General features: G+C 67.6%; 9 protein-coding genes and 1 pseudogene. 4 read left to right on the forward strand and 6 right to left on the reverse strand.

Annotated elements, in window-relative coordinates:
• Position 1: 1 nt before the first annotated feature.
• Complete coding sequence (locus tag ACLJQZ_RS39025) at positions 2–421, reverse strand: ester cyclase (RefSeq protein ID WP_410625580.1); 420 nt, start codon at positions 419–421, stop codon at positions 2–4.
• Positions 418–1,737, reverse strand: coding sequence for an MFS transporter (locus ACLJQZ_RS39030; protein ID WP_410625582.1), 1,320 nt, complete (start codon positions 1,735–1,737; stop codon positions 418–420). The genes ACLJQZ_RS39025 and ACLJQZ_RS39030 overlap by 4 nt, the downstream gene beginning before the upstream one ends.
• 105 nt (positions 1,738–1,842) lie before the next feature.
• On the opposite strand from ACLJQZ_RS39030, the gene ACLJQZ_RS39035 reads away from it, so the two are divergent.
• Positions 1,843–2,448, forward strand: coding sequence for a TetR/AcrR family transcriptional regulator (locus tag ACLJQZ_RS39035; RefSeq protein WP_410625584.1), 606 nt, complete (start codon positions 1,843–1,845; stop codon positions 2,446–2,448).
• 90 nt (positions 2,449–2,538) lie between these two features.
• Here the strand turns inward: ACLJQZ_RS39035 and ACLJQZ_RS39040 are convergent, their stop codons facing one another.
• Positions 2,539–3,402, reverse strand: a complete 864-nt coding sequence (locus tag ACLJQZ_RS39040) for an alpha/beta fold hydrolase (RefSeq protein ID WP_410625586.1) — start codon at positions 3,400–3,402, stop codon at positions 2,539–2,541.
• A gap of 6 nt (positions 3,403–3,408) precedes the next feature.
• A complete protein-coding gene (locus ACLJQZ_RS39045; RefSeq protein WP_410625588.1) occupies positions 3,409–4,923 on the reverse strand; it encodes a carboxylesterase/lipase family protein in 1,515 nt (504 codons plus the stop codon).
• A 784-nt stretch (positions 4,924–5,707) separates the two neighbouring features.
• Here ACLJQZ_RS39045 and ACLJQZ_RS39050 point away from each other — a divergent pair.
• The 3 genes and pseudogenes from ACLJQZ_RS39050 to ACLJQZ_RS39060 form a co-directional block, all read left to right on the forward strand.
• Positions 5,708–6,193: pseudogene (locus ACLJQZ_RS39050) on the forward strand (YncE family protein); the annotation flags it as partial.
• A 19-nt stretch (positions 6,194–6,212) separates the two neighbouring features.
• Complete coding sequence (locus ACLJQZ_RS39055; protein WP_410625718.1) at positions 6,213–7,742, forward strand: hypothetical protein; 1,530 nt, start codon at positions 6,213–6,215, stop codon at positions 7,740–7,742.
• A 509-nt stretch (positions 7,743–8,251) separates the two neighbouring features.
• Entirely contained in the window at positions 8,252–8,470 is a 219-nt protein-coding gene (locus tag ACLJQZ_RS39060; RefSeq protein ID WP_410625590.1) for an RNA-directed DNA polymerase, read from the forward strand.
• A 296-nt stretch (positions 8,471–8,766) separates the two neighbouring features.
• Here ACLJQZ_RS39060 and ACLJQZ_RS39065 read toward each other — a convergent pair whose 3' ends face one another.
• Together ACLJQZ_RS39065 and ACLJQZ_RS39070 are read right to left on the reverse strand one after the other, a co-directional pair.
• Positions 8,767–9,342 carry an NADPH-dependent FMN reductase gene (locus ACLJQZ_RS39065; RefSeq protein ID WP_410625592.1) on the reverse strand — a complete coding sequence of 192 codons (576 nt, stop codon included), beginning with the start codon at positions 9,340–9,342 and terminating at the stop codon, positions 8,767–8,769.
• Positions 9,343–9,638: 296 nt separating this feature from the next.
• Positions 9,639–10,925 (reverse strand): MFS transporter, encoded by a 1,287-nt coding sequence (locus ACLJQZ_RS39070; protein WP_410625594.1) that lies wholly within the window; start codon positions 10,923–10,925, stop codon positions 9,639–9,641.
• Positions 10,926–11,276 lie beyond the last annotated feature (351 nt).

Genomic DNA, 11,276 nt, shown 5'->3' on the forward strand with positions numbered 1-11,276 from the left:
GTCACTTCCCTTCGAGCTGGGCGCGCAGCCCGGCGATGTCCGCGACGGCCCAGTGCTCGACGTAGCGGCCGTCGTCGAGCCGGATGATGTCGATGACGCCGAACTCGACGGCCCGCCCGGTCGGCGCCAAGCCCTGGAAAGCGCCTCGGTGGGTGCCCCGGTAGGACTTGCGGGTGACGACCCGGTCATCTTCGGCCACCTGGTCGTGGATGGTGACCGCCAGGTCCGGGAAGGCCGGGCGGAGGACCTCGGTGAAGAAGTGCGCGGCCCCGTCGGCGCCGGCGGACTGGCCCGGGTGCGGGGTGCGGTTGACGAACCCCGGGCCCATGGTTTCGTGGAAGACGTCCGGGTCACCGCCCTCGATGAAGGCCTGGTTGAAGCGGGTGACGACGGCCTTGTTGGTCTCTTGCCGGGTACTCATGAGGTACCGCCTTTCCGGTGGTTGCGGCTGAGGAAGCGGGCAAGGGCGAAGACCGCGAGGGCCGCGCCCAGCGACGTCGCCCCGGTGATCAGGAACAGCTCCGGCGTGCCGACCCCGAGCGTGACGAGCAGGCCGCCGAGCAGCGGTCCGGCGATGCCGCCGATGCGCCCGACCCCGACGGCCCAGCCGATCCCGGTGGCCCGCACCGACGTCTCGTAGAACCCGGCGCACAGAGCGACCGTGCACATCTGCGCACCCACGCTGAGGCTCCCGGCCAGGAAGGACGCGACCAGCAACGTGCCGGCCGAGCCGCCCGCGTGGCCGATCGCGGCGATGGCCACCGCGCCGAGGGCGAAGGCCGACCCGATGACCACGGTGGGCCGGGAGCGGTCGGCGAGCCGGCCGATGACCAGGCAGCCGAGGACGGCGCCGAGGTTGAGCGCGACGACACCGAAGATCGCCGATGCGGCGTCGATGCCGCTTTGCCTGGCCAGCAACGGGATCCAGTTGGTCAGCAGGTACGTGAGCAGCAGGCTGAGGAACAGCGTCGCCCACAGCAGCAGCGTGCCGCCCGCCCGCCGCTCGGTGAGCAGCCGCGCCACCGACGACCGGGTCTGCGCGGGCTCGGGTTCGACGGCGCCGTGGATGCCCAGCCGCCGCAGGACGGCGCGCAGCGCGTCCTCGTGCCCCTTGAGCGCGAGGAACCGGGCGGACTCGGGCAGCCGCGCCCACAGCAGCGGCAGCAGCAGGATCGGCACGGCGCCGCCGACGAGGAACACGCTGCCCCAGCCGAAAGCCGGGATCAGCCGGGCTGAAGCGAGGCCACCGGCGACGGCGCCGAGCGGGAACCCGCAGAACATCAGCCCGACCACGGTGGCCCGCATCCGCGCCGGGGTGTACTCGGCCGTGAGCGCGATGACGCACGGCAGCGCGCCGCCCAGGCCGAAGCCGGTCACCAGCCGCAGCAGGCCGAGCGTGGTGAGCGAGGTCGCGAGCGGGGTGAGCAGCGAACACGCGGCGAACACCGCCATCGCCACGAGCAGGGTCGGCTTGCGGCCGAACCGGTCGCCGGTGAAGCCGAAGAAGATCGCCCCGACCAGGCCGCCGAACAGCCCGACGCCGAACACGACGCCGAAGGCCGCCGTCCCGGTGCCCCACTCGGCGGCGATGTCCGGGGCGACCAGCGCGATCGACTGGGTGTCGAACCCGTCGACCATGGCGACCAGCGCGCACAGCACGACGACGGCGACCTGGCCACGACCGAGGCCGCCGGCGTCGAGGAGGTGGCCGAGCCGGGGACGAACTTCGTTGTCCATCGCGGAGCCTCTCACCAAAGCGAAACATGCGTTTCCGTTTGATCTGGAAGCCTAGGCTGACGACCGGCGTAGCGCAAGCGATCGTTTCCGCTTAGACTGCGAGACGTGCCCAGACTCAGCGAGAAGACCCGCGCGGACCGCCGGCAGCACATTCTCACGAGCGCGTGGAAGTGCTTCTCCCGCAACGGCTTCCACGCCACGTCCATCGACGACGTGATCGCCGAGACCGGGATGTCCTCCAGCGCGGTCTATCGCTACTTCCGCAGCAAGGACGAGATCATCGACGCGACGACCGAGGAGGGCTTCGCGCGCGTGCGCGGGATCTTCGTCGCGATCCTCGACCGGGACCCGTGCCCCTCCCCCGCCGAGACGGTCGTCCTGCTGACCGGCGAACTGGACAGCCGGACGACCCACCCGGACTACGACATGACGCGCATCGCGCTGCAAGCCTGGGCCGAAGCGCTGCGCAACCCACGCCTGCTCGAGCGCGCCCGCACGATCTACACCGACACCCTCGACCACATCGACGAACTGGCCCGCCGCTGGCGCCAGGACGGCCACCTGCCCCCGGACGCGGACACCCGCGCCGCGGCGGCCACGCTGTTCTCCCTGATGCACGGGCTGATCGTGATGCACCACCTGGTCGACGACGTGCCCGCCACGACCCTCCACACCGGGCTGTCCCTGCTCGGCGCCGGCCTCACCCGCTGATGCGTTCACACGCGCCGCAGGTTGCCTGCCGCCTTCGTCCCGAAGGCGGCAGCGTGCACCGGTCGGCTTCGGACCAGGCCCGCCCAGCGGCTACCCGGCCGGACCGGCGAGGAACCCGGCGACCAGGCTTTCCCACTCGGCGGATTCACGGTGTACGAGGTGGCCCGCACCGGCCAGTTCGACGTAGTGCGCGCCACGGATCGCTCCGGCGATCTGCTGCAGGTGCGCGCCGGGAACACGCACATCGAACTCTCCGCCCACCACCAGCGCAGGGGCCGTGATCCGGTCGGCCCCGAGGAGCAGATCCAGGCCGTTCACCATCTCGGCGGCCATGACCGCGGGCGCGGTGAAGTTGGTCGGTGCCGCACAGAGCCGATCAAGGAATCGTCGACGCGGCTCGTCGAGCTGGGCGATGTAGGTGTCCATCATGGCGCGCAGAGCGGCGTGGCGTTGCCGGTCGGTGATCGCGGTGCGCAGAGCTGTCCGTCCCTGCTCGGCGATGCGTAGTCGTTCAGCACCATCCGGAATACGGGCTGCGAAGTGCTGGTGTGCCTCGAGAATGCCTGCGGCGAGATCGGCGTCCATGCGCGCGGGGCCGTTGGCCAGCACGAGCCGGCGCACACGTTCGGGAAACCGCACCGCGTAGGCGAGCGCGGTGGACGCGCCATGGCTGCTGCCGTACAGCATCAGCCGCTCGAGACCCAAGTGTGCCCGTAGTTCTTCGACGTCTTCGACGTATCCAGAGATGCGGTAACCCTCAGGGTCCACCGGCGGGTCGGACAGGCCGGTGCCACGCGGGTAGAACACGACGAGCTGGAACGAGACCAAACGCGTGTTCTGGTAGTAGCTGCGCGGGTCCAGGCCTGGCCCGGCGGGTAGCAGGACGACCGGGGTGCCTTCTCCGACCAGGTCGTAGGACAACCGGCGACCCGAACCGGTCACGAAAGTCGGCATCGCCGGTCACCTGTCTCGCGAGGCTGGGACCGAGTGCCGTGCCTTGACGACGAGCCCTGCGAGCGTGCCCGGCTCCGCTGGTCGAAACTCGGTGCGGTCCCCGATGTGGGCGAGCATCCGGGCGTTGCCCCGGTAGGCCGGCCAGACACGGCCATCCGCCGAGGCCGGGACTCCGGTACGGGCGAATTCGGTCCAGGCGTGCTGCACCTCGGTGGCCACCATCGCATCGGTGCCGTCGTAGGCATGTCCGGGTGTCATGCTGCCGAAGAGATAAGCGATCTCGGCGCTGTGCTTGGCCAGCAGCCCGGTTGCACGGGCACCGGGTGACACCCGCGCGAACTCGTAAGCGAAGACGGTCCGCCCCAACGCGGAGAACCGCTCGAGGCTGGCGAGTGCCGGCTCGTGCCAGACGGCGGCGGTAATGATTTCGGCGATGGCCTCGTACGAAGACCTCCCGCTCTTGGCGGCGTACTCGATCACCTGAGGCGCCTCCAGCCCGGCCAATGCCTGAGCCATCACAGCCAAAGTCGGCGGAGTGTAGACGTCCTCCGGCCGCAGCTCGGGGTGGCCGTAGAGCGCCTCCGGCTGCACGAACATCCGCGCCTCGTCCCGAGTGAACCCGAGCAAGACCGGCACGTCCTGCGGCCAGCCGGAAAACTCCGTGGTCATCGTCTCGCCGTCGACCACCGGGTACCAGACCAGGTTGGCCGGCGTGTGCACCTGTCCAGCTGGGGGGTTGATACCGGCTTCGGCCAGCGACGCGGCGCGGACCGCTACGGCAGATGTCTGCCGCAACGCCTCCACGCCGGCTGTGCCGAGTCGTTCGCACACCCGGTCGGACGCGGCGCGGGAGCGCTGGAACGACGGCGATCCGACGACCGCGTAGTCCTCGTAGCCGGCGCTCTGGATGACCGCCTTGTGGAACAAGCCACGGGCTGCCGGTGCCGACAGCAGCGCTCGCGTCGCCGCGCCGCCGGCCAACTGGCCGAAAACCGTGACGTTGGCGGGATCCCCACCGAAGGCGGCGATGTTGTCCCGCACCCACTCCAGGCCGGCAACCCAATCCTGCAGCCCGAAGTTCGTGCCCAACTCGGGGTGGTTGAAGAAGCCGAAAGCGCCCAGCCGGTAGTTCACGGACACGACGACGACGCCGTTGCGGCACAGTTGTTCGCCGGTCCAGATCGGCAGAGACGACGATCCGTTGAGGAACCCACCACCGTGGATCCAGACCATCACCGGCGACGAGGCCCCCTCGGCGTCCGTCGGCGCCCACACATTCAGGTACAGGCAATCCTCACTCTGCTCAGCCCGTAGATCCATGCCGGTGTCGGCCGTCTGGATCGCGGCGTTGCCGAACCGCGTGGCATCACGCACACCGTCCCAACGCTCCACAGGCGCCGGCGGCCGCCAGCGCAATGACCCGACCGGCGGGGCCGCGTACGGAATCCCGAGGAACGTCTTGACCTCGTCACCGGCGGTTCCCCGGACCTGCCCGCTCCGCGTCGCGGCAATCACATCCACAAAGGCTCCTCGCTCCCCAGCATCTTCGATCAAGATCAAACGGCGCAATGCTTGACCCAAGGCCCTTCGGCCGCATGGTCACAGGTCGTGGTGGCCTTGGCCGCCGGCGGCGGCCAAGCGAAACGATGGTTTCTCTTTGATGCACCATAGTCGGCGTCGCACTCAAACGCAAGGAACCGTTTCCGCTTGAACTGAATCCGTCCGTCAGCGCAGCAAGCAGACCAGCACTCAGCCGGCTCGGGTGCGGCACGCTGGCCAGGCGACAACAGCCGATTCCCGGGCCCGGCCGAGTCCGCACGCACCTCATCCTCGCGATGGGGCCGACGGGCAACGTGGGTACCGAGGCGACGCAGGACCTCAGCACCTCCGAGGTGGAACGTGGGGCGGCCGGCCGACGTCTGGGGCTCAACACACCAGTTGACACGGTTCGACCCCGGCGACCGCTCGACGTGGGCAGCCGCACCGGCCGGCGTCATCACGTTGCCTGCGGTTTCTGCTGCCGAGCAACAGGGGTGGCCGCTGCGAGATCGTTTTCGTTGATGCAGGAAACCCATGCGGCCACCGCGAGTCGTTCCTCACTGCGCCGGCCGAGAAGAATCAAGTGGTCGGACTGGGCCGGTCGCCCCATCCACCCCCGACCGCGCCCACGCCGAATTCCCCGCTGTGCCGGCTACTTCGACTGCACCAATCGCCACATCCGTCTTAGCACACATATCACCCGATCGTGGTGAGACGTTCACCATGATCCGCGCGACTTACTGGAAAGTCACCCACTTCATCCTGGATGCGGCCGTCCGCTGTTCACGGTGCAACCGAGGAGGCACAAGTGCACAAATCCCGGCGGACGTGGTCCGCCATCCTCGTGGCATTACCCCTGCTGACCGTCATTTCCGCGCCCGGCTCCGCCGCTGAGGCCGCGGAACCACGCGGATTTGCCTTCGTGGTCAACAACCTGTCGGACTCCGTCACCACCATCAGCGTGTCCACCGGGGGAACAGCGACCATCGACGTCGGCCGCGCACCCACCGCCGTCGCGATATCCCCCGACGGTGACCAGGCCTACGTCACCAACGGCCGGTCCAACGATGTCTCGGTCATCGACACCGGCGACAAGCGCCGCGTCGCGACCATCCCCGTCGGCGATCGTCCCGCCGGCGTCGCCTTCAGCGCCGACGGCACCCGGGCCTACGTCAGCAACAGCGGCGCCGGCACCGGCACCGTCTCGGTCATCGACACCACCCGACGCAGGGTCCTCGCCACCATCCCCGTTCGGATCCAACCCGACCGGCATCGCCGTCACCCCCGACAGCACCCGGGTGTTCGTGACCAACACCGACTCCAACACCGTCAGCGTCCTCGATCCCGCGACCAACACCCGCCTGCGCAACGACTCGGTCGGCAGGCGCCCCGTCGGACTGGCCGTCACCCCGGACGGCAGCAAAGTCCTCGTCGCCAACAACAACTCCGGCACCGTGTCCGTGCTGGACGTCGGCTCCGACAAGCTGATCCAGACCATCCGGGCCGGCACCGGACCGTCCGGCATCGCCATCACCCCCGACGGCACCCGCACCTACGTCTCCAATGTCGACTCCAACGACGTTTCGGTGCTCGACACCAGCACCGGCAAGGTCGACTCGATCAACCGCACGACGACGATCGGCGTCGGCGCACACCCCCTGGGCGTCGCCGTCAGCCCGGACGGCGACAAGGTCTACGTGCCCGGCAACGGCACCCGCAAGACCTCGGTGATCAAGACCAGCGACAACACCGTCACCACCGCCGACGTCGCCCGAGGACCGGCAGCGGTGGCCACCGGCCGCCCGCAGGAACTCTCGGCGATCGTCACCCTCGGCGACAGCTTCATCTCCGGCGTGGCCGGACGGTGGCAGGGCAACGGCCTGCGCTCCGACCTGCTCACCGACGTCCACGGCACCGACCGCTCCGTCTTCGCCTGCGAAGCCGACTACTACGACGCTCCCTGTAGCTACGACGCTCGCCTCGTCTACGGCAATTCCTACCAGAAAGCGGCCGGCTGCATGCACTCCAACGTCGCCGAAGCCCAGAGCAGCGGCATACCGGTGTACCGGCGGATCAACATGGCCTGCTCCGGAGCAGAGACCGCCAACATCATCGACCAGCCGCTCAAGGGCGAAGCACCGCAGTCCCAGCAGCTCGCCGCCTTGCTGCCGCACTACAAGATCAAGATGATCGTGCTCAACATCGGCGGCAACAACCTCGGCTTCCGCGAGCTCATCACCAACTGCGTCTACGCCTTCCTCGAAGGAGGCGACAAGTGCTACCACACCGAAGACCCGCTTCTGCGTGAGCACATCGGATCGGCCCAGCCGCGCGCCGCCGCTGCCGTCGACAAAGTCCGTGACGTCATGCGCGCCGGCGGCGCGCCCGACAGCTCCTACCGGCTGGTGCTGCAGTCCTACCCCTCGCCCATCCCCTACGGCAACGAATTTCGCTACCCCGAGACTTACCAGCGTTACCAGACCCGCGGCTGCGCCGTCTACAACACCGACTCCACCTGGGTCCGCGGCGCAGTCGTCCCCCTGATCGGCACCATGATCCAGAACGTCGCACACCAGAAGAACACCGAGTACCTCGACGTCGCCGACCTGTTCAACGGCCACGAAGTTTGCTCCATCAAGGACAAACAAGCTGAAAAGCAGAACTACCACGAGAACCCCTGCCAGGCAGCGACGCCGAGTGGGCCCGTTTCCTCGACGGCACCAAGGGTTTTCGCCAGGGCGATCAAGACGAATCCGTCCATCCCAACTACTACGGCCAGCAAGCACTCGGCTCCTGCCTGAACGCCCTGTACAACGTGAGCAGCAGCGTGCATGACCACGCCTGCTTGAACATCGCCGGCAAAGGCGCCGAACACGTCACACTCACCGAGAAATAGTCATACCTCGGCCTCGCGCACCGTCCGCGAGGCCGAGCAAGCCCGCGGCGGAATTTCACCTGCGACGTGTTTGCTTTCCAGTACTTCGCACAAAGCAGGGCTGGGACGAAGTGGTGTTCCAGCTCGCCGGGGACGTCTACCGACTCCACCGGCTGCGCTGGGTCATGGAGACTTTCATGCTCAAGACCCTGGCAGGCAAGCACCGCTCGTCGATGTCGAGGATGGCGGCCAAACACAAAGCCAAAATTCAGACACCGCACGGGCTACGCACGCACCTGCTTCGAGGCACGCATCGAACGCGACGGCAGGCAGCCACTGGTCGCACGGTTCGGCGAAACACCACTCCACCGGCAGAAAACGGCGACGGTCATTGATCGCCAGCCGGTCCGGGTCGACTATCCGCATAAGGAGCTCGTGTCACGGCTTCTCGCGGACACCTGCGAGATCTGCCGGCGAACGGTCGACGTTCAGGTTCACCACGTCCGCAAGCTCGCAGACCTCGGCGAACCCGGGCCACTACAATCCCTGCGGGCCAAAGCGATGGCGAACAGGCGACGCAAGACTCTCGTAGTCTGCGCCTCCTGCCACGACCAGATCCACACGGGACGATCGGCCGCACCACTCACGCAGTAGTCACTGGAGAGCCGGATGATCGGGAAACCATCAAGTCCGGTTCGGCGGGAGGCCGCGCGGAAAAGGACCAGCCCCACAGCTGGCACCTCGCTGCGCGGCCGACCCAACGGCCTGGTTCCCGGCTACCGGCGCGGCAGCGCTACCACCAACCCCCGCCGCAGACGAGGTGGCCGGGGTCGACGGTCAGTGGCTGAAAGTCAACGGCGGCAACACTCTGCCTGGGGGTCCCGATCTGTTCGGCCACGATGTGGAACCAGGCCCCAGACCGACTGGAAGTCGGTCATGACGCCGGGATCTCAGGAAGCTTTTGACCGCAGCGGCCGCAGAGCTTCGGCAACCCGGGTGAGCTCCTCGAACATGGCCTTGGCGGAGGAAGTGATGACGTCGTTGGGAACGAAGCCCTCCTCTTCGTTGATGAACTGGTGCACGAACGGGAGGGAGACGGCTTCGGCGAGCGGGGTCATCTTGAGGGTGGTAACCACCTGCTTGATCATCTGGGCGGCCCTGGTACCGGCCGACACCCCGCCGTAGCTGACTAACCCGACCGGCTTGTACTGCCACTCGGTGTGCAGGTAGTCGATGGCGTTCTTCAGCTCCGCGTTGTAGCCGTAGTTGTACTCCGGCATCACGAACACGAACGCGTCGGCCCCGGAGACTTTTGCACTCCAGTCACGGGTGTGCTGGTGGGTGTACCGGCCCAGCCGCGGGTGGTGCGGCTCGTTCATGAATGGCAGGTTCACCTCGGCCAGGTCCACCATGGCCACCTCGGCGAAGCCGCCGTACATCCTGGCCTCTTGCTCGACCCATGCACCGACCGTGGGACCGATCCGTCCAGGACGGGTACTCGCGACGATGATCTCCAGCTTGGCCATGGGTATCTCCTTCAACGGCTCTGATAGACGCAATAAAGCCAAGTAGTCTTTTGGTGACTATGAACATCTGATCGCCAGCAGTCGCCCATCTCGTCCCTATCGCCGAGGCTGCCGTATCCGGCGACCGCTGGGTCCCAAGGAGGAACTTCGGGCTCGCTGCGAAGTAGTGGTAGCTCTTTAAGGAAGCGGAGCCATGGCTCGGATGTGGCGGGCCGGTTCGTCGCCGGCGAGTACACAAGCTCGAAACGGCCCTTCGGACCCGGCGCTCGCCACGTGGACCATTCAGGTGTCGGAGATCAACTGATCTTTCTGATTCGTGATGCAGCCGCTGCTCCGGTGATCGCGAGGACCCCGGCGGCGGAGAACAGGGCGTCATACCCGCCGAGGTGGGTGATCAGCAGTGCGGCCACGAAGGGGGCGACGATCTGGGGGCCCGCGTTGGCGACGTTGAGCGTGGCGAGGTCACGGGCGGCGTCACTCTCGCTGGGCAGCACGGTGATGACCACGGCGGTGTCCACGGCCATGAAGCAGCCGAAGGCCAGGCCGTTGAGCAGAGCGAACGCCATCATGGCGGGCCACGTGGGACTGGCGATCGGCACGATCATCACCAGGCCGAGTACGACTCCGGCCACTGTCATGAAGACCTTGCGCCGTCCCAGCCGGTCGGACAGTGTTCCGCCGAGCATGGCGGCCGCGCCGGTGGCCGCCATGCCGATGGCGGTGAGGATGCCGACACCGGTGGTTGGGCTGAGGCCGCGCGGCATCGTCACATGGTCCTGCAGGATGTAGAGCTGGTATCCGAACACCGAGAAGTACCCCATGACGAGCAGGGCCCGGGCGATGAAGGCCCAGCGGAAGTCGTGGTCGCGCAGGCTGCTCGCGAAGGAGGCGGCCTGCTGTCTGACGCCCGGTCGCGACTCGTTTCCGAGGCGCCGAACCTCCTTGATCCGCCAGGCAAACAGCACCGCGGTCAGTGCGATGACGACGGCGAACACGAGGTAGCCGATGACGGGGGCCTTCGACATGGCACTGGCGGCGAGGACGCCGACCAGGCCGCCGAACGGCAGGCCGGCTCCGATGATGGCCGATGCGGCACCGAGCCTGTGCTTGGGGATGCGGTCTGGCACGATGGCGGTGAGTGCCGCCTGGTAGGCGCCGAGGAACAGCTGACTCAAGGACCACAGCAGCGTGATGAGAAAGAGGCTGCCGGCGCTGCCGAGGACGGCGAGGAATACTGCCGCGAGCAGCCCGCCGCCGAGGATGAACGGGTTTCGGCGACCCGCCCGGTCGGACCAGGCGCCCGCGACCAGATTGGCCAGCGTCGCGAACACGGCGCTGACGCCGGACACGACCCCGAGCGCCGAAACCTTGTGGGCGCTGCCCACGACATGTTCCACCAGCAGGGGATTCAGAACTGTGCCAGCGCCCAGGGAAACGATGAACATCGAGGCGTAGCCGGCAGCCAGCCAGCTGAACAGGTTGCGAAGAGTGCCGGACGGTGCCTGCGGCTGCGCCGGCGCCTCGGCCGGGATCGTTGTCCCGGCATTCGTCGTGGCGGCCGGCTCTGCATTCAACTCACTCATGGGACACCTTCGCGGGGGGCAGCGCCGGAGGTTCCGGCGCACGGGCAGGAGGTGAAGAAGGGCAGGCAATGATCCAGCTGCATTCCCTAACGGACGGTCGGCACGAAGGGGCACACCGGCGCGAGGGTGTCGTGATCCGTCTCGTCGCAAGCCGAAAAGAACCCTTGACGATGACGAGCGACTCGTGCTCATGTGTGCCAGCGATGGCCGAAATCGGGCCGGCGCGCCTGGCGTCCATGTTCAGGGGACGGTCGGCGCGCCGGTGGGTGTTGGGCTGTCCAAAGGTCTTGATAGCGGCTGAGACCAAGGCCACGTTCTCAGCTGGGGAAGCAGCTTGCAGTTCGAGACGGG

The sequence above is a fragment of the Amycolatopsis sp. cmx-8-4 genome (genome assembly GCF_046548675.1).
In the GTDB taxonomy this organism is placed as follows: domain Bacteria; phylum Actinomycetota; class Actinomycetes; order Mycobacteriales; family Pseudonocardiaceae; genus Amycolatopsis.

Coding starts and splice junctions, on each gene's coding strand:
- ACLJQZ_RS39025 (WP_410625580.1), bottom strand. CDS start 421: ATGAGTACCCGGCAAGAGACCAACAAGGCCGTCGTCACCCGCTTCAAC.
- ACLJQZ_RS39030 (WP_410625582.1), bottom strand. CDS start 1,737: ATGGACAACGAAGTTCGTCCCCGGCTCGGCCACCTCCTCGACGCCGGC.
- ACLJQZ_RS39040 (WP_410625586.1), bottom strand. CDS start 3,402: ATGCCGACTTTCGTGACCGGTTCGGGTCGCCGGTTGTCCTACGACCTG.
- ACLJQZ_RS39065 (WP_410625592.1), bottom strand. CDS start 9,342: ATGGCCAAGCTGGAGATCATCGTCGCGAGTACCCGTCCTGGACGGATC.
- ACLJQZ_RS39070 (WP_410625594.1), bottom strand. CDS start 10,925: ATGAGTGAGTTGAATGCAGAGCCGGCCGCCACGACGAATGCCGGGACA.